General features: G+C 62.1%; 26 protein-coding genes and 2 riboswitches. Of the genes, 8 read left to right on the top strand and 18 right to left on the bottom strand.

Annotated features, from left to right (window positions below; translation table 11 throughout):
• Position 1: 1 nt before the first annotated feature.
• Together U4Y88_RS00985 and U4Y88_RS00980 are read right to left on the bottom strand one after the other, a co-directional pair.
• On the bottom strand, positions 2 to 922 hold the full coding sequence (locus tag U4Y88_RS00985; protein WP_321781616.1) for a MotA/TolQ/ExbB proton channel family protein: 921 nt from the start codon (positions 920 to 922) through the stop codon (positions 2 to 4).
• Between the two features lie 74 nt (positions 923 to 996).
• Positions 997 to 1,731 carry an energy transducer TonB gene (locus U4Y88_RS00980; RefSeq protein ID WP_224011844.1) on the bottom strand — a complete coding sequence of 245 codons (735 nt, stop codon included), beginning with the start codon at positions 1,729 to 1,731 and terminating at the stop codon, positions 997 to 999.
• A 736-nt stretch (positions 1,732 to 2,467) separates the two neighbouring features.
• On the opposite strand from U4Y88_RS00980, the gene U4Y88_RS00975 reads away from it, so the two are divergent.
• A complete protein-coding gene (locus tag U4Y88_RS00975) occupies positions 2,468 to 2,917 on the top strand; it encodes a hypothetical protein (RefSeq protein WP_321781615.1) in 450 nt (149 codons plus the stop codon).
• Here the strand turns inward: U4Y88_RS00975 and U4Y88_RS00970 are convergent.
• A complete protein-coding gene (locus tag U4Y88_RS00970; RefSeq protein WP_321781614.1) occupies positions 2,886 to 3,473 on the bottom strand; it encodes a PAS domain S-box protein in 588 nt (195 codons plus the stop codon). The two genes, U4Y88_RS00975 and U4Y88_RS00970, sit on opposite strands and share 32 nt — an antisense overlap.
• Positions 3,474 to 3,744: 271 nt before the next feature.
• On the opposite strand from U4Y88_RS00970, the gene U4Y88_RS00965 reads away from it, so the two are divergent.
• The gene (locus tag U4Y88_RS00965) at positions 3,745 to 4,287 is read left to right on the top strand and encodes a cytochrome b (RefSeq protein ID WP_224011841.1); all 543 of its coding nucleotides are present in this window, start codon (positions 3,745 to 3,747) and stop codon (positions 4,285 to 4,287) included.
• Positions 4,288 to 4,328: 41 nt separating this feature from the next.
• Here U4Y88_RS00965 and U4Y88_RS00960 read toward each other — a convergent pair whose 3' ends face one another.
• Together U4Y88_RS00960 and U4Y88_RS00955 are read right to left on the bottom strand one after the other, a co-directional pair.
• Positions 4,329 to 5,084: a DeoR/GlpR family DNA-binding transcription regulator gene (locus tag U4Y88_RS00960; protein ID WP_224011840.1), complete on the bottom strand. Its 756-nt coding sequence runs from the start codon at positions 5,082 to 5,084 to the stop codon at positions 4,329 to 4,331.
• 169 nt (positions 5,085 to 5,253) lie between these two features.
• Positions 5,254 to 5,745, bottom strand: coding sequence for a hypothetical protein (locus U4Y88_RS00955; RefSeq protein ID WP_321781613.1), 492 nt, complete (start codon positions 5,743 to 5,745; stop codon positions 5,254 to 5,256).
• A 238-nt stretch (positions 5,746 to 5,983) separates the two neighbouring features.
• A riboswitch (FMN riboswitch) is annotated at positions 5,984 to 6,148 on the top strand.
• Positions 6,149 to 6,223: 75 nt separating this feature from the next.
• On the opposite strand from U4Y88_RS00955, the gene U4Y88_RS00950 reads away from it, so the two are divergent.
• Complete coding sequence (locus tag U4Y88_RS00950) at positions 6,224 to 6,721, top strand: 6,7-dimethyl-8-ribityllumazine synthase (RefSeq protein ID WP_321781612.1); 498 nt, start codon at positions 6,224 to 6,226, stop codon at positions 6,719 to 6,721.
• A 96-nt stretch (positions 6,722 to 6,817) separates the two neighbouring features.
• On the opposite strand, the gene U4Y88_RS00945 is transcribed toward U4Y88_RS00950, so the two are convergent.
• From U4Y88_RS00945 to U4Y88_RS00905, 9 genes are all read right to left on the bottom strand, one after another.
• Positions 6,818 to 7,612 carry a glucose 1-dehydrogenase gene (locus U4Y88_RS00945; RefSeq protein WP_321781611.1) on the bottom strand — a complete coding sequence of 265 codons (795 nt, stop codon included), beginning with the start codon at positions 7,610 to 7,612 and terminating at the stop codon, positions 6,818 to 6,820.
• 25 nt (positions 7,613 to 7,637) lie between these two features.
• The gene (locus tag U4Y88_RS00940) at positions 7,638 to 9,107 is read right to left on the bottom strand and encodes an FGGY family carbohydrate kinase (RefSeq protein WP_321781610.1); all 1,470 of its coding nucleotides are present in this window, start codon (positions 9,105 to 9,107) and stop codon (positions 7,638 to 7,640) included.
• Between the two features lie 21 nt (positions 9,108 to 9,128).
• Positions 9,129 to 10,211, bottom strand: a complete 1,083-nt coding sequence (locus tag U4Y88_RS00935; protein WP_224011835.1) for an ABC transporter permease — start codon at positions 10,209 to 10,211, stop codon at positions 9,129 to 9,131.
• Between the two features lie 19 nt (positions 10,212 to 10,230).
• A complete protein-coding gene (locus U4Y88_RS00930; protein ID WP_321781609.1) occupies positions 10,231 to 11,787 on the bottom strand; it encodes a sugar ABC transporter ATP-binding protein in 1,557 nt (518 codons plus the stop codon).
• Positions 11,784 to 12,446 (bottom strand): DUF2291 family protein, encoded by a 663-nt coding sequence (locus U4Y88_RS00925; protein WP_224011833.1) that lies wholly within the window; start codon positions 12,444 to 12,446, stop codon positions 11,784 to 11,786. The genes U4Y88_RS00930 and U4Y88_RS00925 overlap by 4 nt, the downstream gene beginning before the upstream one ends.
• 80 nt (positions 12,447 to 12,526) lie before the next feature.
• Complete coding sequence (locus U4Y88_RS00920; protein WP_224011832.1) at positions 12,527 to 13,474, bottom strand: D-ribose ABC transporter substrate-binding protein; 948 nt, start codon at positions 13,472 to 13,474, stop codon at positions 12,527 to 12,529.
• Between the two features lie 75 nt (positions 13,475 to 13,549).
• Positions 13,550 to 14,347 (bottom strand): GolD/DthD family dehydrogenase, encoded by a 798-nt coding sequence (locus tag U4Y88_RS00915; RefSeq protein ID WP_224011831.1) that lies wholly within the window; start codon positions 14,345 to 14,347, stop codon positions 13,550 to 13,552.
• A 64-nt stretch (positions 14,348 to 14,411) separates the two neighbouring features.
• The gene (locus U4Y88_RS00910; RefSeq protein ID WP_224011830.1) at positions 14,412 to 15,353 is read right to left on the bottom strand and encodes a transketolase family protein; all 942 of its coding nucleotides are present in this window, start codon (positions 15,351 to 15,353) and stop codon (positions 14,412 to 14,414) included.
• Positions 15,346 to 16,200 (bottom strand): transketolase, encoded by an 855-nt coding sequence (locus tag U4Y88_RS00905; RefSeq protein WP_224011829.1) that lies wholly within the window; start codon positions 16,198 to 16,200, stop codon positions 15,346 to 15,348. The genes U4Y88_RS00910 and U4Y88_RS00905 overlap by 8 nt, the downstream gene beginning before the upstream one ends.
• A 22-nt stretch (positions 16,201 to 16,222) precedes the next feature.
• On the opposite strand from U4Y88_RS00905, the gene U4Y88_RS00900 reads away from it, so the two are divergent.
• Positions 16,223 to 17,149, top strand: a complete 927-nt coding sequence (locus tag U4Y88_RS00900; RefSeq protein WP_321781608.1) for a DeoR/GlpR family DNA-binding transcription regulator — start codon at positions 16,223 to 16,225, stop codon at positions 17,147 to 17,149.
• A 367-nt stretch (positions 17,150 to 17,516) separates the two neighbouring features.
• Complete coding sequence (locus tag U4Y88_RS00895) at positions 17,517 to 18,950, top strand: DUF2252 domain-containing protein (protein ID WP_321782232.1); 1,434 nt, start codon at positions 17,517 to 17,519, stop codon at positions 18,948 to 18,950.
• 11 nt (positions 18,951 to 18,961) lie between these two features.
• Here the strand turns inward: U4Y88_RS00895 and U4Y88_RS00890 are convergent, their stop codons facing one another.
• Complete coding sequence (locus tag U4Y88_RS00890; RefSeq protein ID WP_321781607.1) at positions 18,962 to 19,870, bottom strand: hypothetical protein; 909 nt, start codon at positions 19,868 to 19,870, stop codon at positions 18,962 to 18,964.
• Positions 19,871 to 20,136: 266 nt separating this feature from the next.
• On the opposite strand from U4Y88_RS00890, the gene U4Y88_RS00885 reads away from it, so the two are divergent.
• A complete protein-coding gene (locus U4Y88_RS00885) occupies positions 20,137 to 21,057 on the top strand; it encodes an extracellular solute-binding protein (protein ID WP_321781606.1) in 921 nt (306 codons plus the stop codon).
• A gap of 4 nt (positions 21,058 to 21,061) precedes the next feature.
• Positions 21,062 to 21,850: an ABC transporter permease subunit gene (locus tag U4Y88_RS00880; RefSeq protein ID WP_321781605.1), complete on the top strand. Its 789-nt coding sequence runs from the start codon at positions 21,062 to 21,064 to the stop codon at positions 21,848 to 21,850.
• A 65-nt stretch (positions 21,851 to 21,915) separates the two neighbouring features.
• Here the strand turns inward: U4Y88_RS00880 and U4Y88_RS00875 are convergent, their stop codons facing one another.
• A complete protein-coding gene (locus tag U4Y88_RS00875) occupies positions 21,916 to 23,094 on the bottom strand; it encodes a porin (protein WP_321781604.1) in 1,179 nt (392 codons plus the stop codon).
• Positions 23,095 to 23,519: 425 nt separating this feature from the next.
• Positions 23,520 to 23,717: riboswitch (cobalamin riboswitch) on the top strand.
• An 89-nt stretch (positions 23,718 to 23,806) separates the two neighbouring features.
• Here U4Y88_RS00875 and U4Y88_RS00870 point away from each other — a divergent pair.
• Positions 23,807 to 24,868 carry a HoxN/HupN/NixA family nickel/cobalt transporter gene (locus tag U4Y88_RS00870; protein ID WP_321781603.1) on the top strand — a complete coding sequence of 354 codons (1,062 nt, stop codon included), beginning with the start codon at positions 23,807 to 23,809 and terminating at the stop codon, positions 24,866 to 24,868.
• Between the two features lie 70 nt (positions 24,869 to 24,938).
• Here the strand turns inward: U4Y88_RS00870 and U4Y88_RS00865 are convergent, their stop codons facing one another.
• Together U4Y88_RS00865 and U4Y88_RS00860 are read right to left on the bottom strand one after the other, a co-directional pair.
• Entirely contained in the window at positions 24,939 to 25,307 is a 369-nt protein-coding gene (locus U4Y88_RS00865) for a BON domain-containing protein (protein WP_321781602.1), read from the bottom strand.
• Between the two features lie 34 nt (positions 25,308 to 25,341).
• Positions 25,342 to 26,487 carry a porin gene (locus U4Y88_RS00860; RefSeq protein WP_310629924.1) on the bottom strand — a complete coding sequence of 382 codons (1,146 nt, stop codon included), beginning with the start codon at positions 26,485 to 26,487 and terminating at the stop codon, positions 25,342 to 25,344.
• Positions 26,488 to 26,605 lie beyond the last annotated feature (118 nt).

Here is a 26,605-nt window from a genome sequence, read left to right as displayed (position 1 = left end):
GTTATTCGGCCATCGCGACGGCGCGCGACGCAGCCTGCGCGCGACGCTTGCCGCCGGCTAGCAGGACCGCGTGCAACTGGGCGCCGAAGGCGCGCACGCGCTCCATCACGGCCTTGTTACGACGCACGAGGAAGTTGTAGCCGAGCACCGCCGGCACCGCGACCGCGAGGCCGATGGCCGTCATGATCAGCGCTTCGCCGACCGGACCCGCGACCTTGTCGATCGACGCCTGGCCCGCAATGCCGATGGCGGTCAGCGCGTGATAGATGCCCCAGACCGTGCCGAACAGACCGACGAACGGCGCCGTCGAACCGACCGTGCCGAGGAAGGCGAGGCCGTCCTGCAGGCGGTTCGAGACGTTGGTGATGGCGCGCTCGACCGAGACGTCGATCCACGTGTTGCGGTCGACCGCTTCGAGCAGCGCTTCGTCGTGATGCTCGCCCGCTTCGATGGCCGTTTCGGCGATGAAGCGGAACGGCGAGGTTTCTTCGAGCTGCTTCGCGCCGTCGGCGAGCGTGGGCGCGTTCCAGAGCTGATCGTCGGCCGACTTGGCGCGGCGGTTCGCGCGGGCCTGCTCGATGAACTTGGTGATCATGATGTACCAGCTGCCCATCGACATGATCACGAGCAGCAGCAGCACGAAGCGCGCGACGAAGTCGCCGTTCTTCCACAGCGCGCCGAGGCCGTACGGGTTGCTCACGGTTTCGGACGTGGCGGGCGGCGGCGGCGGCTGGTCGGCTGCCGGGACCTGCGCGGGCGCCGCGGCGCTCATGGCCGTCGCGCTTGCGGTTGCGCTGGCCGAGGCCGTGGCGCTGGCGTCGCTTGCTTGCGCATTGGCGAGCGTAGGTGCAACAAAGGTGTCGACCGTGGCTACGGCGAACAACATGCTGGCCGCCAGTGCGGCGAAAGAACGCTTCTTCATGCCTGCTCCAGTTCAATCGTTGAACTTGTGAATCGTGACTAATGAATCGCCACCCGAATGCTGCCGCCCGCGCCTCAGTTGAGGTTGAACGAGAACGGCACCTGCACGCGGACCGGCTGCCCCTGCGAAATGCAATTGAACTGCTTCACCGCGTTGAATGCCGCACGATCGAGGCTGTCGTCGTCGGCGGACTTCGCCACGCGCTCGTTCGTGATATGGCCTTGCGCGTCGACGACGAACTCGATCATCACGTCGCCGGTCACGTTGTTTTCCTGCGCTTCCTGCGGATACTTGATCGACGAACGGATCTGGTCCGAGTTCGGGCACACCACGCCCACCTCGTGGCTCACCGGCTTGGCCGGGGCCGTCACGGGCGCAGGCGGCGCGGGCGGCGCCGTGACCGGCGCGCTCTGCACCGGCGTCGGCGCATGCGTGATGGTCGCCTGCGGCGGCGCCTGCACCGGCACCTCGGGCGGCGGCACGAACGGCGGCGGTGGCGGCGTGAACTTCGGCGGCGGCAACTGCACGGTCGGCAACGGCGGCGGAGGCGGCGGCTTCACCGGCTCGATGATCTTCGTTTCGATCGGATGCTGAATGACCTGCACGACCTTGGTCGCGAGGCCGTTGATCAACGCGTAGATCAGCACGATGTGCAGCAGCAGGACGATCGCGATGCCGCCGAAACGGCGCACCGGGTTCTGCTGCTTGCGGCCGAACTCGCGAGGCCGCGCGGGCCGTTGCAGCGCGGCGCCCGCCGATTCAACCGACTCCACCGATTGCGCCGATTGCAAAGCGACTTCCCCTTTCATCACCACCTTCGCTCCCTCGGGCGCCTTGCGCCCACTTTCCGCTGTGCAGCGACGCTGGCCGCAAGTCCGGCGCGGCGCGTCGCATCAAGTCAGGTGTTTCTTTCGCAGTCCGAATGGCATGGATTGCATCGGGAACCGTCGCGGCAAACCCGATTCATGCACTGGCACGGAAGCTGTCTACGGCATCGCGTCATTTCAGGCGCTTCGACAGCCGCGCCTCGCATGGCGCGGTGACAATCGTGTGTCGAAACTCATGACGCGTGTGGCGGACTGAACGATAGCAAGTAAAAAAAGGCTCAGTAAACTTTTTTTGATGGGAGATTACCGAAATTAGAAAAATCACTCTAAATCGCCAGAAATCCCGACCAGAGCGCGTCCTGGATATTGACCCACTTTAAATTTAAATGCAGGAAGTCGAATAACTTACAAAAACCAGAATGAACATTTCTATTTGATTTCAGTTTAAGTGAAATGAATCAAATTGGTGCGGGGCATTTAAAACGCCGCATATTGGTGCATTAGTCGATTTTTACCGATCGAACATTGATCGCTGTAAAACATTCGTCATTGGTCGCGTATCGACGGTTTGAAATCGCTGAATTTCTCTTTTACTTCGCAACACGAATAGTTTTTATCGACGCTCTCAATTCACCATCGATGCTACGGATTCCAAAGTAATTATTCGGCATGATGAATGCGCTCGACGCCGCCGAACCACCCCTCTGATTAGCAGGGTATGAGCCGTCTGACAGCTTCGCTACCATCAGCTTACAAGCAGGCGAACCAGGCGCTTCGCGGCACGGCAGTCGGCCACGGGCGCAACAAACCGAACACGCCGCAGCAACCTGAGAGATTCCCAATGAAAGCGCAGGCAACCGGACAGGAGCCCGGCATGGCGCCGTATTGCGCGAAGACGATCGACGCCGCCGTCGCGCATCTCGAACGGGCGCTGTCGATCGACGTCGACTGCACGATCTTCGACCAGCGCTACTGGCGTCAACGCTTGATGCATCTTTACGCCACGCCCGGCCTGCTGCCGGCGCATCGCGCGCGCGTTCAGCGCCTTCTGGACGGCCTGCTTGCGATGAACGGCAGCGCCGCTTCAGACACGGCTTCCGAAGCCGCCTCCAGAACCCAGTCCCGCCAGCGGTTCGTCAAAGCAGATTCGCGCCGGAAAGATGTTTGAGCCACAGGCTCATCAAACCCGCGCGGCCGCGCACGCCATATTTGCGAAATATTCCCGTGATATAGGAATGCGTGGTGGATACGGCCAGCCCCAGACGTTCGGCGATCTGCTTTTCCGTGGCTTCGGTCAGCAGCAACTCGACCACGCGCCGCTCGTGCGGCGCGAGCATCGCGAGCAGCGGCGCGGTGTGATCGGGTCGCCGAAGCGAAGTCACGTCGCGCGCCACGCCCACGCGCAGCCGCTCGCGCGCGAGCCAATGCGCGGACCACGAGATCGACACGTCGCTGCCATCGCTATGCCGGTAGCGGTTCTCGAAACCGACGCGCTTGCGTCCCGCCAGCACTTCCTTCGCTTCCTTGCGCGTGGCGTCCTGATCCTGCGGCACCACGAAGTCGATAATGAATTGATCGGCGAAATCACGCGGCACATAGCCGAAAATGGATTCGCAGGCAGCGCTTACATGGCGGATGCGCCCTTTCTCATCGACGAGGAAAATCGCATCGGGCGACAAATGCGCCGAGGCGACGATCAGATCGCTGCTGAGCTTGTCTTTCATGGACGTTATCGATCGTGTGGTTCGAGCGTGGTTTTATTGGGCGTAAGTCCGTGTTTATCCGATCTTAGCGCATAAAAAAAGCGGCTCGACACGCACGTCGATGCGGAAGCCGATGCGGAAGCCGATGCGGAAGCCGACGATGACTTCAATGCGGCTTGCAAACGTCCGCGAAACCTTCGGCCGTCGACTTATTCACGCCTTAATGTTCCGCTAAGTTTCGGTTTCCTAAAATCGCGGTTTTGACTGTTTTTTATCGACCCAAGGAGACCTCATGCACGCCGACACTCACGCGCGTTACGACCTCGTCGCCCGCCTGCTTCACTGGCTCGTCGTGCTGCTCGTGGCGGCGCAGTTCGTGATCGGCTGGACCATGCCCGACGTGCATCGCGACACGCAGCCCGTTGGCGAGATCGCGTGGCATCTCGGTGTCGGCAGCGCGCTGCTCGCGGCGATGGTGTGCCGCCTGTTGTGGCGCGCGACGCACCGTCCGCCGCGCGACGATTTCTCGGCGCGCTTGCCCGCGTGGATGCGCGCCGTCTCCGCGCTCACGCACGGCGCACTCTATGTGCTGTTGTTCGCGGTGCCGCTGCTCGGCTGGATCAATGCGTCGTCGCGCGCGTGGACGGTCGAACTCGCCGGCCTCGCGCCCTTGCCCGCGCTGGCCGCGCAAGGCTCGTCATTCGGTCACGCGATGGGCGACGTCCACGGCGTGCTCGCGTGGGTGCTGTTCGGCCTGATCGTCCTGCATGTGGCGGGCGCACTCTATCATCGCTTCGTGCTCGGCGACCGCGTGTTGCAGCGCATGTCGCTCTAACGCCACCAACACCACTAACGCCGCTTGAGTCGCGCCGCGCGCTACGCCTTCACGATCGTCAATCCGGCCTTTTCGAGCGGCTTCACGAGCCGCGCGTCGGCGCCCGCTTCGACGATGAGCGTCTGCGCCAGATCGAGTTCGCCGATGCGATACGGCGACGCCGTGTTGAGCTTCGAAGCGCACGCGAGCACGACCGTTTCCGCCGCGCGCTGCGCGAGCGCGCGCTTGACGTAGGCCTCCTCGAAGTCGCCGGTGCTCAGGCCCGCCTTCGCATGCACGCCGGTCACGCCCATGAAGTACAGGTCGGCGTGCACGTGCGACATGGCCTCGACCGCCGCCGCGCCCACCGCCACGAGCGAATGCTTGTAGAGCTTGCCGCCGATCAGCACGACCTCGATCGACGGATGCGCCGCCAGCGCGACGGCCACGCTCGGGCTGTGCGTGACCACGGTCGCCTCCAGATCGGGCGCGAGGCATTGCACGAGTAGCGCCGACGTGGTCCCGCCGTCGACGATCACGACCTGGCCGCGCTCGATCATCGCGGCGGCCTTGCGCGCGACGCGCTGCTTCGCGGCCACATCCATGTCCTGACGCTGCGCGAGCGGCGCGACGGCCGGCGACGCCGGCAGCGCGCCGCCATGCACGCGCTGCAGACGGCCTTCGGCGGCCAGTTCGCGCAGATCGCGCCGCACCGTGTCCTCCGACACGCCGAATGCCGCGCTCAACTCGCCCGCCAGCACCTGGCCTTCGCGTTCGAGTGCGTCGAGGATCGCTTTCTTGCGTTGGCTCGTCAGCATGATATGCACGAATTTTCTTGTAATTTCACGAGCCTGCACGGTAGCACGGGGCGGGCGTTCTGTCGAATCGAGCCTGCGGGCGCGCGAAGGCCTGGATCGATATCGCGTGCGGCGGCCTGATCATCGCATTGGGCATCCGCCAGGCAGTGCGCCAGATTCGTCAGGATAACTACATACTGATATCGGCAGCGGCTTCGCGCGGCATCTTGCGAACAAGCGGCGACACCGTTTGCGGCGTTGCCAGCAGCCTGTCCAGCCGCTGGACGGCATCGCAGTAAACTCGCGCGCTCACGGACGACAACTGTTCGTCGTACACCTTGAGCAAGGCCTCGATCGCAGCAACGTCATCGGCGCTCACGATCCATTGCCCGCTGCGCACCGCATGCTCGACCGTCACGTTGAGCACGTCCTCCACTTCCGCATAGACGCCCGCTTGCGCGTGGCCCACGCCCGCTTCCCACATGAAGAACGACAGATAGGTCAGGCGCGTGAGTTCGTTGAGCATGTGCTGATTGCCGCGTTCCGCGCGGCACGCTTCCAGCGCCAGATGCGCATTCAGCGACAGGCTGCGCACCGACTCGTGCGGCATCGGCAGCAGCCATTGCTTCGACCAGCGCGGCGGTCCGCCCACGCCGCGTCCCGGCGCGCGACGACGGCTCACGGACGCCATGACGAGGCCCCGTCCGTCACGGCCACGCCCACCCGCCGCGCGGCGCTCAAATCACGCTGATGCTTCATTGCATTCGCTCCTTGTCTGCTCGACTGCCGCAACCGCCAGCATGGCGTCGGCATTGAATTCAGTGCCAGATTTAGAAGGGAAACTCAGGCTGTTTGCGGCTGTGCACAAACGGCTGATTCGTGCTACCGTACAACCCGTTCGTGAATAAGCATGCTCACGAACACGTTCTCGGGGCGGGGTGAGATTCCCCACCGGCGGTAATCGTCCAGTACGACGTAGCCCGCGAGCGCTCTGCCATCGCAACCTGCTTGACGCGATCGCAGAGGTCAGCAGACCCGGTTGGATTCCGGGGCCGACGGTATAGTCCGGATGAAAGAGAACAGGATGGCCCGCGCCTTTTCGCGTCTCGCGAGAGGCGCGGCCGTCCTTCGCCCTGTTCACACAAAACAGGCTGAAGTCCATGAACATCTCTAGCAACATCGAATCCCAGGCCGTCGCTGCCTCCGCCGACAACCGTCCGCGTCTCGCTTTCATCCAGGCTTGCTGGCATCGCGACATCGTCGATCAGGCGAAGCATTCCTTCGTGCAATCGATCCAGAAGTACGGCTATAGCGCCGACGACATCGATCTCTACGAAGTGCCCGGCGCCTTCGAAATCCCGCTGCACGCCAAGCGCCTCGCGCAAACGGGCCGCTACGCCGGCATCGTCGCGGCGGGCCTCGTGGTGGACGGCGGCATCTATCGTCACGATTTCGTCGCGACGGCCGTGATCGACGGCCTGATGCAAGTGCAACTGGAAACCGGCACGCCGGTGTTTTCGGTCGTGCTCACGCCGCATCATTTCCACGGCGAAGAACACGTGAAGTATTTCCGCGAGCATTTCGTCGTGAAGGGCGCGGAAGCCGCGCACGCCTGCGCCGATACGGTCAGCAAGCTCGCCGCCCTGCCGGTGCGCTAAAGCGCTCTCGCGCGGCTGCCCGTCGAGGCAGCCGCGAGCGACGCCGGTGCCTCGCACGGCGTCGCTCGCATGGATCACGTCTGCATCACCCCCGCATCACGACATGAACATGCCGCCGTCCACGTTGATCGTCTGGCCGGTGATATAGGACGCGTCGTCCGACGCCAGAAACGCCACCAGCCCCGCCACGTCCTTGCCGCTCCCCGCGCGCTTCATCGGGATGTTGTCGACCCATTCCTTCATCAGCTCGCCCGGCTTGTAGTCGCCGAGCAGCTTGCCCCAGGCCTCGTCGTTGTACGCCCACATATCCGTGGTGATGATGCCCGGACAGAACGCGTTGACCGTGATGCCCGTGGGCGCGAGTTCCTTCGCGAGACTCTGCGTGATGCCGAGCACGCCGAACTTGCTGGCCGCGTAATGCGGCGTATAGACAAAGCCCTGACGCGCCTGCCCCGACGCCGTATTGATCAGCCGCCCGCCCTTGCCCGCGCGCAGCATGCGCGTCGCCGCTTCCTGGCAGCACAGGAACACGCCCTTGGTGTTCACGGCCATCACCTTGTCCCAATCGGCTTCGCTCAGATCGGGCAGCTTCGCAATCGTGATCACGCCCGCGTTCTGCACCGAAATATCGACTTCGCCGAGCTTCGCCGCCACTTCGTCGTAGAGCGCGACCACCTGCGCCTTGCTCGTCACGTCGGCCTCGACGGCGATCGCTTCATAGCCCGCGTCGCGCAAGCCCGCCGCTGCGTCGTGAACGCTCTTTTCGTTCGCCGACACGCACACCTTCGCCCCTTCGCGCGCGAAGCGCTCGGCAATGCCCAGTCCAATGCCGCGGCTGCCGCCCGTCACGACGACCACCTTGCCTACGAACCGCTTTGCTTCGTCACTCACGTTGCTCTCTCCCAAAACCCTGCGTTTAAAGACGGCCGATCCACTTCAGCCATTGCTCGTGATTGCGCGCGGCCGCGTCCACGCCGCTGCCCGGCTCCACGCGCCGCGCGATCGCTCGGTTTTCGCGGTGCGCGTCGAGCGAGGGAATCAAGCCGGTTTCGAGCAGCGCCAGCGCCGCGGCGCCCGCCGCCGAAATCTCGCTGAGCGCGAGCGTGCTGACCGGGCGATTCAAGGTATCGGCGAGGTATTGAAGCAGGAAGGGGCGCTGCACCAGACCGCCATCGAGATGCAGCTCGCTCAGGCGCACGTTCGCGGACTGTTCCATCACCGTGATCACATCCTTGATCTGATAGACGATGGATTCGTACGCGGCGCGCGCGACGTGCTGCCATGACGTCGAGAATTGCATGCCGACGATCTGCGCGCCGCCCGGATATTTCCAGTGCGGGCAGCCGATACCCGAGAAAGCCGGAATCAGAAACACGCCGCCGTTGTCGTACTCCGTGAAGGCGCGTTCGGCCTCGGCGAAATCGCCGAACAGATTCAGCTTCTCCTTGAGGAAGGCCGGCGTCGAACCCGCGCTGATGATGATGCCTTCCATCGCGTAGTCCACGCGCGAACCCGTGGCGAAGCACAAGGTCGAGACGAGGCCATGCGCGGGCGGCTGCGGCTCGCGGCCGACGTTCATCATGATCGACGAGCCCGTGCCCATGGTGGCCTTCGCGACGCCGGGCATCAGGCAGCCCTCGCCCACGGCGGCCGCGTGCGAGTCGCCGATCATCGAGACGATGGGCACCGGGTGCGCGAGCAAGCCGTTGAAATCCGTTTCGCCGAAGTGCGAAGCGGACGGCTTCAGTTCCGGCAAACGCAAGCCGCGCAGGCCGAGCGCGTCGACCAGTTCCTGATCCCATTCGAGCTTCGCGAGATTGAACAGCATCGTGCGCGACGCATTCGTATAGTCGGCGCGATACGCCGCGCCTTTCGTCAGCCGATACAGCAGCCAGCTATCGACAGTGCCGAAGCGCGCGCTGCCGCGCTGAATGTGCTCGCGCACACGCGCATCGTTTTCGTTGAGCCAGATGAGTTTGGTACCGGAAAAATACGGGTCGATCAGCAAGCCGGTTTTCTGCGCGATCAGCGGCGCCATGCCGTCGCGCTTGAGCCGCTCGCAGATCGGCAGCGAGCGCTGGCATTGCCACGACACGGCGGGCACGATCGGCTTGCCCTGTTCGTCCCACAGCACGACGGTTTCGCGCTGATTCGAAATCCCCACGCCGACGATATCGCGCGGCTCGCCGTCAAACGCGGCCAGACACGCCGCGACGGCCTGCAAGACCGAATCGTAAAGCGCGTCGGCGTCCTGCTCGACGAAGCCCGCCTGCGGATGCGTGCACGCCACCGCCGCGAAGCCGCGCGCGTGCACCTGCCCTTCGGCGTCGAAGACGAGCGCCTTCGTGCCGCTGGTTCCCTGATCGATAGCCAGAACGTAGTGCATGTCTTTTTCCCGGGTATCGGATCAGGCGGTCAGCGAAACCATGCGCGATTGCAGACGCTGCTGCAACTGGTCGACCACCACGGCGAAGATAATCACGAGCCCTTTGATGACCATCTGCCAGAAGTCGCTGATCCCGCACATCACCATGCCGTCGCCGAGGATGCTGATCACGCACGCGCCCACCACCGAGCCGAACACCGTGCCGCGTCCGCCCATCAGCGCGGTGCCGCCGAGCACCACGGCCGCGATGGCGTTCAGTTCGTAGGTCTCGCCGGTCAGCGGGTGCGCGGTCTGCAATTGCGCCGTAATCACCAGCCCGACGATGGCCGCACAAAAACCCGAGAACGTGTAGACGAACAGCTTCACGCGATTGGTGCGAATGCCGGAAAAGCGCGCGGCCTGCTCGTTGCCGCCGATCGCATAGATGCGTCGTCCGAGCGGCGTTTTACGCGCGATGAAAATGGTGATGGCCGCCAGCGCGAGCATGATCCACACCGGCACCGACAGGCCCATGATCGTGCCGTTGCCGAGGAATTCGAAACCCGTGTTGCCGAGCGCCGGATTGCCTTCGAGGTCCGCATAGGTGCTGCCGTTGTTCACGAGCAGCGCGGCGCCGCGCACGACATAGAGCATGCCCAGCGTGGCGATGAACGGCGCAACGTTGAGCGCGGTGATCAGATAACCGTTCACCGCGCCGATCAGCGCGCCGAGCAGACACGCAATCAGCGCGACGCCAACCGGATTGAAGAACACCACATAGTGGCCGATGTGTATGCCTTGAAGCAGCAGATAACCGGCCGCCATGCCGCTGATCCCGACGATCGAACCCACCGACAAATCGATGCCGCCGGTCAGGATCACGAGCGTCATGCCAATCGACAGAATCGCCACGACCGTCACGTGCTTGGCCATGATCAGCATATTGCCGGTCGAGAGGAAATTGTCCGCGGTGAGCGAGAAAACAATGAAGATCGCGAACAGCGCGATAAAGATGCGCAGCTTGAGCAGATTGACCGCGAAGCGCGCCGCCACATAGGCGCCCTGGCGATTGTGTTTCGTGTGCACCGGATGCAGCGAAGGATTGCTGCTATTGGGAGTATTCATGGTGTCTACCTCGGTTGCCTCAGACCACTGCCGTGGCCGGTGTCGATGCGCGCACGATGCGTTCGCTGTCAAACTGCGAGCGCTCCATGATGGCCGTGAGCTTGCCGCTGGCCATCACGAAGACCCGATTGGAAACCGCCACGGCTTCGTCGAGTTCGGAGGTCGCGTAGATAACCGCAATGCCGGACTTCGCGAGCAGGCTGATCGTCTTGTAGACGTCTTCCTTCGCGCCCACGTCGATACCGCGCGTCGGTTCGTCCATCAGCAGCACTTTCGGCGACGTCAGCAGCGCCTTGCCGATCACCACCTTCTGCATGTTGCCGCCGGAGAGCGACGTGATCGGCGCATCCACCGAAGCGGCCTTGATGGCGAGCCGCTTGACGATATCGTCGGCCGCTTCGACCTGCTTCTCGCGCTTGAGCGCGCCGAATTTCAGCCGGTTCGCGAATTTGCCGAGACTCGACAAGGTCATGTTTTCCAGTATCGACATCAGCTGGATCATGCCCTGCTTCTGGCGATCCTCGGGCACCAGCGCGATGCCCGCTTCGATGCGCTTCGGAATCGGCAGATCCTCGATGGCCTTGCCGGCCAGTTCGATTTCGCCCACTGCGTTCGGCTGCGCGCCCAATAGCGTTTCGAGCAGTTCGGTGCGGCCCGCGCCCATGAGCCCGTAAATGCCGATCACTTCGCCGGCGCGCACCGAGAACGACACATGATCGACCGCGTAAATGCCGTTCGAGCGCTTGAGCGAAACGTCGCTGACTTTCAGCACCTCGTTGCCGATCGCGTGCTGTTCGAACGCGAAACGTTTCTTCGACGAGCCAACCATCGCTTCGATGATCCACGGAATGTCGATATTCGCAATATCGTCTTCCGCGACGAGCCGCCCGTTGCGCAGCACCGTGATGCAGTCGCCGATCGCCATGATTTCCTCAAGGCGGTGCGAGATATAAATCACGGTCACGCCTTCTTCTTTCAGCTGACCAATGATCTTGAAGAGAATCTCCACCTCGTGCCGCGAGAGCGCCGACGTGGGCTCGTCCATGATCAGCACCTTGATGTGCCGCGAAAGCGCCTTGGCGATTTCCACGAGCTGCTGCTGACCGACATAAAGATCGCCGAGACGCGTGCGCGGATTGATCGGAATCTGCAGACGGTCCAGCAGGATTTTCGCCTGATGAATTTCGTCTTTCGAACGAATCACGCCGCCGCTCGTCAATTCGTTGCCGGTGAAGATATTCTCGGCGACACTCAAATCGGGAAAGAGATTGAGTTCCTGAAAGATGATGCCCACGCCATGCGCCTCGGCGCTGCGCACGTCGCTAATCGTCGCGAGTTGCCCGTCGATATGAATCTCGCCCGACGTCGCGGTTTCGGCGCCCGCGAGCAATTTCATCAGCGTCGATTTACCCGCGCCGTTCTCGCCGATCAGCACATTGACCTTGCCGCGCCGAACCTTGTAATCGACGTCCACGAGCGCCGCGGTGCCGGGATAGATTTTCGACAGCCCGCGCGTCTCGATCACATTCGCGGCGTTCGCGAGCCGCGACTCGTTCGCTTCGATCGTTTCGCTCATTTCCATGCCACCGGTATCGCCCGAATTTCGCCTGCCGGTTCGCTCCAGCTGCTATAGACGGCCGCGACATCCACGGTCTGGCCGACCTTGAGCTTGAGCGATTCCTGCGCGCGCGCCACAACGAGCTTGTTGATTGCCTGACCGAACACCGCGAACTTCGATTGATCGTCGAAGTCGCCGTATTTCACGCCGGGGAAGCCGTCGCGCACGCCGGTGCCGATCACGACCGGGCCGGTTTCGAGCGCGACGTGCACCGGCTCGCCGCCGCTCGCGGGCGTCACGTCCACATAGGCGCGGCCGACGCGCGAGGTGGTGTCGATACGCGTGACTTTGCCTTGCACGCGAATCCAGAAATTGCAGGGGAATGCCGAGCTTTGCCGCACGCCGTATTGCTTGCAGGCGTCGTCGAAATTCTGGCTGAGCGCGCCGATGACCTGGGCCGCCGGTTTGGCGTTCTTGTCGGCGTAGGGAATCATCTGCTCATTGAACATCGCGACCGGATCGGGACCATGATGCTGGCCTTGCGCGCGTATCGCGGCCAGTTCCTGATCCGTCACGACATGACAGCCCGCCAGCGAGGCGACACCCAGCACAACGAGCCAGCTTTTCGCGGCACGACCACCCTGGCTTCGTACCACGGTGCAAATCGAATCAACCATGACGACCTCACTTGAAGACTTCCACGGGCGCGGCGCATGCCACGCTTTGCCGGCCGCGCCCGCGTGACACCGAAATGCTTTTACTTGGTGTAGTAGAAATCGTTCACCTTGGAGGCGTTGTCTTTCGTGATCAGAATGCCGCGCGTGAGTTGACGCTCGGGTTCGCCCGTCGCGCCGGTGCGGATGTATTTGTCGAGCAGATCGACGCCATGCTGCGCGATGCCTTGCGCCTGGAGCATGACGGTCGCCTTCAGCTTGCCCGCGCGGATCGAGTCGCGTTCGTCGTTGCTGCCGTCGATGCCCATGACAATCACGTCCTTACGGTTGGCCGAATCGAGCGAGGCAATCGCGCCCAGCGCTGCCGGACCGTTACCGGCGATCACACCCTTGATATGCTGATGCTCCTGAAGAATCGAATCCATCGCCTGCTTGGCCGGCAGCAGCGCGCCCTTCACGTCCTGGCGCGCGACCATCTTCAGGTCGGGATACTGATCGAGCACCTGATGAAACGCCTGCGAGCGCGTCACGCAATTCTTGTCCGCGAGATTGCAGGTCAATTCGACATATTCGCCCTTTTCGCCGATGGCTTCGACGAAGCGCTGCGCGACTTCCGAACCCGCTTCGAGATTGTTGTGGCTCAGTTGCGCGATGGCGATGCCGTCCTTCGGAATCTCGCGATTGATCAGCACCACCGGCACGTGCTTCTCTTTTGCAGTCCGAACCGTGGCGACGCTGGAATTCGAATCGGCATTGTCGAGAATAATGCCCTTCACGCCCTTGCCGATAACGAGATTCACCAGTTCATTCTGCTTGTTGACGTCCTCGCCATGGGAAAGCACGATCGTGTCGTAGCCGAGCTTCTTCGCTTCCTTTTCCGCGCCCTTCGCTTCCGCCGCATAGTACGGGTTGTCGAGCGCATTCACGAGAATCGCGATGGTGCCTTTACCCGCCGCGAGCGCGTTGACGGGTTGCAGGGCAGCCACGCAGGTGGCGGCGACCGCGGCCGTGAGTGCAAGCTTCTTCCACATGTTTTGTCTCCGGATTGAACGTCTTTTTTTCATGAAGCGGCCCGCATCGCGCGGGTCCGCACCAGACCTGCCGTGTCAGCAAATGGTGTAGCCGCCGTCGATCATGATGTCGGCGCCCGTGATCATGTCGGCGCCGTTCGACAGCAGGAACAGAATGGCGGCGGCGATTTCGTCGGTGTAGGCGAAGCGGCCCACCGGAATCAGCTTCTTCATGTTCTCGCCCTTTTCGCCGTCCCACGCCGCCGCGCCCATCGGCGTCAGCACCACGGTCGGCGAGACCGTATTCACGGTAATGCCGCGCGCGGCCCATTCCTTCGCGAGCACCTTGGTCATGCCGATCAGACCCGCCTTCGCCGACGTGTAGGCGCAGTGCTGATCGATCGCGACCGTCGCCGCCTGCGAGGCGATATTGACGATCTTGCCGCCGTGGCCGCTCGCGAGCACATGGCGCGCGAAGTGTTTTGAGCAGAGGAATGGACCGGTGAGATTCACGCCGATCTGCTTCTGCCATTCGTCGAAACCGATGTCCACGGCGGGCGTGAGCGTGATGCAGCCCGCCGCGTTCACGAGCAGATGGAGGTCGCCGAAGTGCTGGACCGCCGCCTTGATGGCGCGCTCGACATCCGCTTCGTTGGCGACGTCGCAGGCGAAGGCCTTCGCGTTGGCCGCGCCCAGTTCCTCGACCGCGGCCTGCACGCGTGGCTCCTCGAACGCCGGATAAAGGATCGCGACGCGCGCGCCCTTCGCGATCAGCGCTGCGTTGGTCGCCATGGCGATGCCGCCGAGGCCGCCCGTCACGACCGCGACCTTGCCGTCCAGACGAAAGTCGAAATCGACGCCGTGGCGCAGCGACATGTCATATTGAATGCTCACTTTTCCGTCTCCTTCCTGTGCCTCTCGGGGCTGAAATTGGATGCTGTCCGATGCGTCGCGCGGCTCAGCGCGCGGATTGTGCCTGCACCGCTTCGGCAATGCCATCGGCGTCGATACCGTAATGGCGGCGAATGCCCTTGCGCGTGCCGTAGTGCGCGAATTCGCCTTCGGTCACGCCGAGCGTGGTCAGGCGGCGCGGAATCTGGCGGCGCGCCATCAGCATCGCGACGATCGCGCCGATCCCGCCATGCAGCGAATGTTCCTCGACGGTGACCACGGCATCGTGCCGCTCGATGATCGTGGCGAGCGCGTCCTGATCGAGCGGGCGCAGCGACGAGAGATTCACGAGCGTCGGATTCATGCCTTGCTGCTGCAGACGCTCGCAGGCTTCGAGCGCCTCGCCGACCACCGAGCCCAGCGCGATGACGGCGACGCCGCGGCCTTCGATCAGCACATCGGGACGGCCCGGCTCGAAGCGATACGACGCGTCGTGGACCACGGGGAATTTCGCGTTGTCGAGGCGGATATAGACCGGCCCGTCGACGGCGGCGGCGTAGTCGATCACCTGCACCACTTCCGCTTCGTCGCACGGCGCGAAGATCTGCACGTTGCCGAAGCCGCTCATGATCGAGATGTCGTCGATGGCATGGTGGGTCGACGCCAGCGGACCGTAGGCCACGCCCGCGTTCAGGCCCAGCATCTTCACGTTGGTCGCGCTGTAGCAGATGTCGTTCTTGACCTGCTCGTTCGCGCGGCCCACGAGGAACGGCGCGGCGTTGGCCGTGAACACGATGTGCCCGCCCAGCGCGAGACCGGCGGCCATGCCGACCATGTTCTGCTCGGCGATGCCCACGTTGATGACGCGCTCGGGCCAGCTTTCGAGAAACGGCCCGATCTTCGAAGTGGACGTGGAGTCGGCCACCATCACGATGATGTCCTGGCCCGCGGCCGTCAGGCGGCTCAGCGCGCTCACCGCGCCATCGCGCAAATCGGCGGAATCACGCATGGTCCAGCTCCTCCAGTGCTTGCTTGAGTTGTTTCTCGTCAGGGAACTTGTGATGCCAGGCCGGCACGTTCTCCATGAACGACACGCCGCGACCCTTGATCGTGTGCGCAATCAGCACTTTCGGCTTGCGATTGGCGTAATCGAGACTTTCGATTAGTTTCCAAACGGCGTCGGAATTGTTTCCATTGACGTCGTGAACTTCGAATCCGAACGCGCGGAATTTCTCATCGAGCGGGTCGAGGTCCATGATGTTGTGGGTGAAATCGGCGAGTTGCAGACGGTTGCGGTCGACGATCACCACGAGGTTCGACAGTTCGAAGTGCGCGGCGGCCATGGCGGCTTCCCAGTTCGAACCTTCCTCCAGTTCGCCGTCGCCGGTCAGTACGAACACGCGCCCCGTCGGACCTTCCGATTGTTCGGCGTGGCGCTGTTTCGCCATCGCGAGCCCCGCCGCGATCGGCAGGCCGTGGCCCAGGCCGCCGGTATTGACGGTCACGAGCGTCGGCAGCTTTTGCCGCACCGGATGGCCCGGCAGCCGCGAATTGTCCTGCAGATAGGTGGGCAGCTCGGCGCCCTCGATCCAGCCGAGTTCCGCGAAGCAGGAATAGAGGCCGCCCACGCCGTGCCCCTTGCTGAGGATGAACTCGTCCTGCCACTTCACGGTGCGGTCGGCCTGCACCTCGTAGCGCAGCACATGGAAATAGAGCGCCGCGAGGATGTCCGCTTCCGACATGTCGCCGCCCGTATGACCGCTTTTCGCCGCCGAATTCATCGTGCAAATCTTCTTGCGGATTTCCTGCGCCCGCCTGTGCAGCGGCTCGCCAGACTGCTTGTAGGGGTTTTCCATTCCCTGCTCCCGAACTTCCTGTTTGCGTGAAATCGAGTTTCTGTTACTTTCTATAGAAAGTCAAAGAGAAATCAAAGCAAACAGGGAAAACACCAGGCCGGTCGCGGTACGGCCTCGAATCGGGCAAAATACAGGCCGTAACGTCCGGATTTGCGGGGCGGGCGGCTTGCAGGGAAAAAACATGGACCAAAGGACCAGAACAGAGAAGATTTTCGAAAAGGTGCAGGCGGCCAAGCTGGTCAAGCTTTCCGAGCTTTCCAGCGAATTCGGCGTTTCGATGCCCACCATTCGAAAGGACATTGACGAGCTGCAGCGCCTCGGACACGTCGAACGCGTCCATGGCAACGTGCGCCTCAAGACCGCGCAAGCCGAGCCCGCCCAGAAACTGCCGAGCGCCAGCATCCTGCCGACGAGCGAGGAAAAGGCGCAGATCGGGCGCAAGGCGGCGACGCTGATCGCGAACGGCGACGCGGTCATTCTCGATTGCGGCGCGACGACAACCGAGCTTGCGAAGAATCTGCTCGACCGCCAGAACCTGCGCATCGTCACCAACGCGCTGAATATCGCGATCCTGCTGGGCGCCGAGCCGACCAACCGCGTGATGCTCACGGGCGGCATCTTCAAGGCGGAGACGATTGCGGTGTCGGGCGAGAAAGCGTCGACGTTTTTCGAAGGCATGTTCGTCGACAAGCTCTTTCTCGCGGCGGGCGGCGTCGCCATGGAATCGGGCATTTCGTATCCCGACTTCATCGACCTGCACGTGAAGCGCGCGATGATCGACGCGGCAAAAACGGTCTATCTGCTCGCCGATTCGAAGAAGTTCGGCAAGCGCGAATTCGCCACGTTCGGCGCGATGGACCAGATCGACTATCTGATCACCGACGAAGGCCTGGACGCGGAATTCGCCGACTGGGTCACGAAGCTCGGCATCAAGATCATCTACGCGTAAGCGTTGGGCGCGAAGCGTGGCGCGCAGTCGTCCTCACAGGCACATACGCACACACGCACACACGCACGCTGATCGCGCCGAACACGACGTCCCCTTCCATATCGCTTCGGCTGCGCAAGTCACGCAGCCGAAACGCGATGCAGCAATGTCAATGCGCTGCCCTGCCGCCGTTATCGTCGCCGTGCGCGACCGGTCAACGGCCATAGGACCAACGTCCGATTGACTCAAAATCCCGCCGCGCCACCATAAGATCCAGCCGCCAGTATCGCGTTCGACAACGGTTTGCGAACATCGACGCCGTTCGAGCCACCGCTCCCGGCCCGTCACGCCGTCTGGAGGCGTGACCTCTACTGCGCTGACCTACCTGATGGGAGATGTCGTGGACAAGGCCATTTCACGCAAAAACGCGCAGCAACACGGCACGCCGGCGCCCGCTTACAGCTCGCCGGACGAACGGGCCGCACAGGGGCGGACCCTGCGCGACGCGGTGCCCCGCTCGTCCCAGGCCGGGTGGAAGACGCCGGAGCCGCGCCCCGATCTGGTCGAACTGCTCGAAGCCTCGAACGAAGGCCGCATCGCGAGCCTGATTCCGGTTCGCTTCGGCCGCATGGCGGCGTCGCCCTTCGCGTTCTATCGCGGCGCGGCGGCGGTGATGGCCGCGGACCTCGCGACGACGCCCACCAGCGGCCTGCGCGTGCAGGCATGCGGCGACGCGCATCTGATGAACTTCGGCGGATTCGCGACGCCGGAACGCAACGTGATCTTCGACATCAACGATCTCGACGAGACGCTGCCCGCGCCGTTCGAATGGGATTTGAAGCGTCTTGCCGCGAGCGTCGTGATCGCCGCGCAGCATCTGGAACTGCCCTACAGCGACATTCTGCGCGTGACCACCGACCTCGCGCGCGAATATCGCGAGCGGATGCTCGACTACGCGTCCATGCGCGCGCTCGATGTCTGGTACGAGCGCATCGATCTGCAAAAGTACGAGGACCGCGCGGGCGATCCCGCCGTCGTGGAGAGGGTGCGCAAGCGTATCGCCCAGCGCATCGAAACCGAGCGGCGCAAGACGGTTCCCGACCATCTCTATCCGAAGCTCGTCACGGAGGCAGGCGGCCATCCGCGCATCAAGGACGAGCCGCCGCTCATTTACCATCCCACGGGCGACAGCGTCCCCGGACTCGAATCGGGCTATGCCGAGGCGATCGCCTCGTATCGGGAGAGCCTGGCCGAGCACGTGCGCGTGCTGTTCGACCGGTTCGCATTCGTCGACCTGGCGATCAAGGTGGTGGGCGTGGGCAGCGTCGGGACGATGTGCGCGGTCGGCCTGTTCATGGCCTCCGACAACGACCCGCTATTCCTGCAGGTCAAGGAGGCGAAGGCGTCGGTGCTCGAAGCCTATGCGGGAAAGAGTCTGCATGCGAATCATGGCCAGCGCGTGATTGCGGGGCAGCGCATCATGCAGTCCGCCAGCGATGTTTTCCTCGGCTGGTGCCGGGGAAAGAACGGGCGCGATTTTTATCTCCGGCAATTGCGCGACATGAAAATGTCGGTGGTGATCGAATCGCTCGATACGGGCATGCTCCGCCAATACGGACGCATGTGCGCCCACGCGCTCGCGCGTGCGCACGCGCGTTCGGGCGATGCCGCCGCCATTGCCGGTTATATGGGATCCGGTCAGACCTTCGACGATGCCATTACCGAATTCGCCACGGAATACAGTTCGCAGAACAAACGGGATTATCGGGAATTCATCAAGGCGATTCGTGAGGGCAGAATTACGGCCATCATGGAGGATTGATCAAGGACCGATTAAATCCCGCTTCGCCCGCAGTAAATGTCGAATAACGCGCGAAAGAACCGGTCATAGGCCGGCGCGCGAGGATCGCGGCGCTCGCATGCGCGGAGATAGACGGATTCATACTCCTCGCGCTTGCGGCCGCGCCCGACCCAGATTTTGTGCTCGCCCCACACCTCGCCAACAACCGTCACCCGATTGGCGTTTCGGGCAACGTCGAGTTGCGCATAGCACCAGAGTTGCCCCCAGATATTGGGCCAGAGATTCGACGGAATGGTCATCCAGGAGTTTTTGATCTCCACCACCATGACTTCGTTAAAACGCGGATGCCGATAAATCAGGTCGGGCGCCGCTCGCAACGCCTCGCCGTTCACGCGCAATGAGTCGATGGTGAAGTAATCGACATGATCCTGACCGGGCATGTGCAGCCCATTGTGAATCAGCCGCCACTCCGAGCCGATGCTGCGTAGAAAGCCGTCGTGAACGCCGCCTTGCCCCTGCAATCGAGTCTGGTAAATCAACGGTTCGCGCGCCTTGCCGCGCTCGCGATCTTCTTCGTCGCCATATGCGGAGGCGTAAAGCGAATAGATCCATTGCGAGAATGCCGATACGGTGGCTTGCGGATCTTCCGGCCGCATGCGCTGGGCGCGGCGCAGGAATTCGGATGGCACGATCTGAAATGGCGCAGGCGTCGTTCGCTTGAAACTCAATCCCGCCTGAGGATCACGCGGTAATTCGTGACCAAAGAGCACATTGGCGCGGTGCTCCATCCTGCCGCGCAGTCCGTCTGCGCTCACGCGGCGGCGCGGATACACGCGCCAGGCAACCCCACTCGCAGACGGCAATCGAGGACCGACCAGTTCCGGCGCAGCCTCTTCCCGCTCGCCGCTTTCCCCGTCATCTTCTTCCCATTCGCTGCTCATTGTTCTTGCATCGGAATTATTTGCACGCAGCTTACCATTTCCTTCCGATCTTCTTGTTCGATGAGGCATTCGCAAGCGCGCGCGCCTTAACATTTTCTTGATGACAGAACGTGTATAGGCAACGAAGCGGCCTGGTTAATTCCATCCCATTCGCCACTGTGGTCCATACGAAATACGCAAACTGTAATCGTCCAATACAACGACGAGACACTACATTGAGGATGGCTTAACGGCCTCTCGCTTGTGAAACACGAATAAGGAATAGCATGAAATCAAGTATCGCTGCGTGGATGTCCACCGCAGTCGTCGCACTGTCTTTCGGAACCGCACATGCTGAAGACACCGTGAGAGTGACCTATGCCGGTTCGATGGGTGTCGTGATGGATCAGGGCCTGGGGCCGGCCTTCGCAAAGGCAAACAACGTGCAATACCAGGGGCAAGGCGAAGGCGCTTATGGCATGGCCCGCCTTCTGGCGTCGAAGAAAATGGTCGCCGACGTATTCTTTTCCATCACACCGGGGCCGATGGCCATTCTGAAGCGCGCGGGACTCATCGATGAAGCAATTCCCGTGGCCAGCACCAGCATGGTGATCGCGTACAACCCGAGGAGCGCCTACGCGCAGCAACTCGCCAGCAGTCAATCCAACGGCGCGAAGCCGTGGTGGGAAGTGCTTGCGCAACCGGGCCTGCGCTTTGGTCGAACGGACGCGAAGATCGATCCGCAAGGGCAGAACATCATCTTCACGATGAAGCTGGCCGAACGTTACTACGGGCAACCAGGTCTCGAGAAAAAGCTTCTCGGCGACGTGGAGAATCCGCAGGAGGTCTTTGCGGAAGGCGGTCTGCTGACTCGCCTGGAAGCGGGTCAGGTCGACGCATCGTCGGGATATGAAAGCGCCGTCAAGTCGGCCGGCCTGCCCTATATTCCGCTTCCCGATCAGATCAATTTGAGCAATCCGGCTTATGCGAAAGACTGGTACAACACGGTCTCTTTCGATATCCGCAATCCTCAAGGCGACATAAAAACACTGACGCCGCAGCCACTCGTGTTTTATGTCGCGATCCTGAAGAATGCACCGCATCCCGAGGAAGCGCAGAAGTTCGCCGCATTTGCCCTGAGCCCCAGCGGGCAGGCCATTTTCAGGGAAAAAGGATACGGACAACCGAAGGGCGATACGCTGCACTAGGTCGATGCTTGCCCACCTCACTGCGCCCGGCCGAAAGCGTCATCGCATTTTCGGCTGGGCTTTGCGTCTTCCGGCGCTCGCCATTATTGCGGTGCCGTTGCTCGCCTTGATCTGGGAGACACATTGGCGCCACCTCGAAGCGGCCTACGGCGATTGGGACGCCGTGCGTGTTTCATTCAGCCTCAGTACCTGCGCACTGGCGATCATCGTCGCAATCGGCACGCCGCTTTCATTCTGGCTCGCGAAAACAAAAGGATGGCTGGCCCGGGCGGTCGAGACACTCGTGCTGTTTTCCTTACTCACGCCGTCGCTCGCAACCGGCATTCTGCTCGTCAGTGCGTATGGTCCTTATGGGCCAATCGGCTCGCTTCTCGCTCATCTGGGCCTGTCGATCAACAACAACACACCCTCTTTCATCGTCGCGCAGATTTATGGCGGACTGGCGTATTTCATTACGTCTTCCAAAACCGCTTTCGAAAACATACCGCCGACGCTTGAGGAAGCGGCACAAGATCTCGGTTGCACGCCGTGGAAAGCCTTCTGGCTCGTGAATCTCCCGATTGCCGCGCGAGAAATCACGACGGGCGCCGTCATTGCCTGGGTGAGAACCATTGGTGAATTCGGTATTGCAGCGGTGTTTTCGTATTTTCCCCAGGGCGTGCCCGTCAAACTGTTCGTCAACCTGCAAAACGACGGGCTGCAGTCGGTGTACGTGCTCGTCTGGATTTTGCTGCTTGCCTTGCCGATTCCCATCATCCTGCTCTCGATCTTTAAACGCATGGGCCGGGATTGAGACTTCGCACTCGCGGCGCTCGCCTTGTCGGGCAAGCGTCCGCGAGGCGCGGCTAATCGGAACGATCAGAACTTATGGCGCAAACCGATTCGCAAAGCGAGTTGACTGCGCGCGCCCGTCCCCGAATTGCCGATGAAACTCGTGCTCGATCCAATTTCCGCCTGGACCGGAACCCACTTGCCGTCGATGAAGTTGCTGCCCGATGCGCGTTGATAGACGCCCACCGCGTACACGTCAGTAGTCTTCGACAAGGCGTAATCCAGGGCGGTATTGATCTGATTCCAGCGGCCGGCGTATTGGCCGCTCAATTGCGAGAACGTGTAGCCCACGCCCGCGCTCAACGCCGGGCTAATGGCATATTTCCCGCCGATTTCATAGTTATTGAACGTGGAAGCCGTATTCGTGAGCGTCGAAAGCCACGTGCGTGTCCAGTTACCCCACACGGTAAAGCGCGCGAGTCGATAGCGCGCCCCGACACCGAACGTCTGCAGATCGCGCAGACCACCCGTATCCACGTTCGCCACACTGACACTGAAAGCCGGGCTCGCGCCATTCGGATATCGGATATTCGTATAGGCCGCCCCCGCTGCGAATGACCCCGCTGCATAGTTGGCGCCAAAGCTATAGGTGCTCGACGAGCCTTGCGTTTTCACGCCGTCGACCGTGGTCGTCGGCGTACCGGCGAAGCTGCCGGCCTGATTCGAAAAACCATACAACGCGCCGAATTGCAGACCGGCATAATTTGCGCTGCTGAACTTGACCGAATTATTAATGCGGCTAGCGGTGAGCTGGTCGAGATCGTTGATATGGAACGCGTAGTTCCCCGCAACGGTTTGATTACCCATCGTGTAATTCCCGCCGATATATTCATCGGAGAGCGAGTATTGACGGCCGAACGTCAGCGTTCCAACGCCCGCCTGAGCAATGCCGACCGCGGCATGGCGCCCGAATAATGCGCCGCCTTGCGCAGACGATCCATCCGCGCTGCTGAACCCGCTTTCGAGAACGAAGATCGCTTTCGTACCTCCGCCGAGATCCTCCGACCCGCGAATCCCCCACCGGCTGCCCTGCGCCACGCCATCGCCATATTTAACCAGGCTGTCATGACCGGACGACGTCGCCGCATTGTTGACATAGGTGATGCCGGCGTCCACCAGCCCGTAAAGGGCAATACTGCTTTGCGCATGGGCCGCTGTGCCGATACAACCCGCCGCGACTGTGAGGATGATCTTTCTGTTATTCATTGCTTTAGCCTTCTACCAACTTGATACCGTGGCATTCGACCGATTCAGCCAGACAAGGCGTGATTGAATCGGCGGAATGACGCTCCGCATGCTCAACCCGATTACCGGGTCGATATGCCCGCCGAAATATATCGAAGCGGGCACAATGCCAACGGGCACAGTTACGGGAGATCGCAATGAGTACAGTGATTCAAGGGTATTGTTTCAAGCGATGCGGCATTTACACCTTGTCGCGTGAATAAAACGTTAAGCCCACTCAAGCAGAAACGCGCATTTGACAGAAATAAAATCTGAGAATTCTGGGCGATTAACACGGCGAAAGATCACGGCAGCGCAGGATAAATTCGACCGCTTTTACATCGATTCATCGAGCCGACCAGGCGCTTTTTTCTCCCCTCGCAATTGACGCGCAGCCCCTCCGCCCTTTACCCTTGCGCACTGATGGTTCCCGGCAACGGGATCAAAAGGGAACGCAGTGACGACGCCCGGCGTCGAGTCTGCGGCTGCCCCCGCAACTGTAAGCGGCGAGTTCGTGCCATTGAGCGCCACTGGGAAACCGGGAAGGCCGGCATACGAACCGTGACCCGCAAGCCAGGAGACCTGCCATCGACCGAGGTCCATGCAGCCGCAACGGGCGGGGTGTCCCAATGCGCAAACCACGGCTTCGTGCGGTGGTCCGTTGCAGGACAGCCCCGACCTCAGGAACTGTCATATGTCCATCGCTCTCGAAACGGCCGCCGCGCCGGGAGCCCTTCGCCGCCGCGTCGCCGGCATTTACGTCGTGCTCGCGGTATTCAATATCGGCGCATGGATCTGGGCCTTCATCGCCTTTCACGCCCAGCCGCTGCTGCTCGGCACCGGCCTGCTCGCCTATGGATTCGGCTTGCGGCACGCCGTCGACGCCGACCATATCGCCGCCATCGACAACGTCACCCGCAAGCTGATGCAGGACGGCCAGCGTCCGGTCTCCGTGGGCTTCTTCTTCGCGCTCGGCCACTCGGCCGTGGTGCTGCTCGTGGCGATCGCCGTCGCGGCGACCGCGGCGGCGCTGGAGAGCCGCTTCGAGGCCTGGAAAGATATCGGCGGGGTCATCTCGACGAGCGTCTCCGCGCTGTTTCTGTTTCTGATCGCCGCGATGAACATCGTGATTCTGCGCGGCGTGTGGCGCGCGTTCGGCAAGGTCCGACGCGGCGAGCGTTACGACAACGACGATCTCGATCTGCTGCTGAATAGCCGCGGCCTGCTTTCGCGTCTGTTCCGCCCGCTGTTTCGTCTCGTTTCGCGACCGCTGTGGATGCTGCCGCTCGGCTTTCTGTTCGGACTCGGCTTCGACACCGCGACCGAAGTGAGCCTGCTCGGCATTTCCGCGAGCCAGGCGGCGCAAGGCGTGTCGATGGGCGTGGTGCTCGTGTTTCCCGTGCTGTTCGCAGCGGGCATGTCGCTCGTCGATACGACCGACGGCATCCTGATGCTCGGCGCCTACGACTGGGCCTTCGTGCGCCCCATCCGCAAGCTCTATTACAACCTCACGATCACGCTCGTTTCGGTCGCGGTGGCGGTGCTGATCGGCGGCATCGAAACGCTCGGACTGCTCGCGGACCACTTCAACCTGAAAGGCGGCTTCTGGGACGTCATCGGCAGCCTCAACGACAACTTCAACAACCTCGGTTTCATCATCATCGGCGTGTTCATTTTTTCGTGGGTCGCGTCGTTTGTGATCTATCGCCTGAAAGGCTATGACGACCTGGTGGCGCCGCAGTCCGACAAGCCATAAAAAAAGGCCGTGGCGAGGACATTCCCCGCCACAGCCATGACCCAACTACGACGTCACGCGAACGAACGCGTCACATGCCGCCAAACGGCTTCTTCACCGTCAGTTTGTTGGTCACCGACACGACGCCGGGCACGCCTCGCGCAATCGCTTCGACTTTCGGAATCTGCGCCGCGTCGGTCACGGTGCCGTTCAAGGTCACCGCGCCATCCTTCGCGCTCACGCTGATATCGCCCGCGCGAATCTCCTTGACCTTCACGATCTCCGCATAGACCTTCCTGCGCAGCGCGCGATCGGCTTTCCTGCCCGTCGGCGCGCTGGCGCTGGCGCCGGACGCGGCGACCGCCGCGTCACTGGCCGTTGCCGGCGTTTGCGACCACGCGCTCAGCGAGATCGCGACGATCGAGGCCGCCGCCAGCCCGAATACCGTGGATGTTTTCATCAGTTTTTTGCTCCGCTTGATCAGCATGGCTGGATCAGAAGTTGTGCCGGAGGCCGATCATGGCCGCCGTGGTCGAGACGCCCGGCGCAACCGGCGCGCCGTAGATAATGGTCTGGTTCATCGTCCCCTTGTTGTCCACGTAGCCGACCTGGGCATAGGCCTTGGTCCGCACGGACAGGTTGTATTCGGCGCCGATGGCGATTTCGGTCGAATGATTCGCCGAGTGATTGCGGTCCTTCAGGTAGTAGAAACCGGACGTGACCTTGAAGCGCGGGCCGAACTGGTAGCCAATACCGCCCGATGCCATTTCGTAGTCGACGAGATTGCTTTTCTCAGGATTCCTGCCGATTGCATAGGAACCGGACACCGACCACCCGGAGATCGTGTACATCGCGCCGAAGTAGTAGAAGCGATTGTTGTCCACGCCGGTCGCCGCGGCCGCCGGTGCGGCCGGATAGGTCAACGGAAACGGATTGGTGTCGTGCCCGTTGTAGTAAACCGCCGAGAGATTCAGGCCATAGTTCGAATACTTGAGCACGGCCGATTCGCGCGTGCCGCCCTGGAAATGCCCTGCCACGCCGCCCGGCGCATATTCGAGCGCGAACGACGCGCCATGGAATTTCGGCGACGTATAGACGAGCGCATTGCTGTCGTACAGCGCGCCGATCGGCGCATTCGTGCTCGTGCCGGTCCAGCCCGCCGCCTGGTTCATGCCCAGCCAGGCCGTGAGAATACTGCCGAAATACTGCGCGCCGCGAACGTCGGTCTCCGCCATCGCGTAGATCATCGGGATGATCTGGCGGCCGGCGTCGAACGTGCCGAACGGCCCCGATGCCCCGATCGTCGCGAACTGGTTGAAGATCGCGGTCGTGCCCGGCGTATCGGAGAGCCCGAACCGGCCGGTCGCGCTGTTGAACGTTCCTTGCAGCTTGAAGTTGACCTTGTAGCCGCCGCCAATGTCTTCGCTGCCCTTCATGCCCCAGAAGCTCGAATAGATGCCCCCGTCCTTCAATTGATACGTATGCCCCTGGTTCTTCGCAGTAGGCAGGAACGTAGCCGCCGAGGTGCTCTGGTACAGGAATCCGCTATCGATCACGCCGTACAGCGTGACCGACGACTGCGCATGGGCGGCCGTGGCGAACAAGGCCAACGCTGCCAGGCTGCTCAACTTCACTTTCATTTCGTCGTCTCCTCCAGAAACATCCGCGTGCGCTGTCGTGGCGGCACCGTAGGTCTTGGGGTTATTGTGGGAAATATAACTGCTTGTCTCTCAGGTTCAGATCCGGCTTTCGGCGCTG

Source organism: Paraburkholderia sp. J94 (assembly GCF_905220285.1).
Taxonomy (GTDB): domain Bacteria; phylum Pseudomonadota; class Gammaproteobacteria; order Burkholderiales; family Burkholderiaceae; genus Paraburkholderia; species Paraburkholderia tropica_A.
The sequence above is the reverse complement of the archived record's forward strand: the minus strand, read 5'-3'. Positions and strand labels throughout refer to the sequence as shown.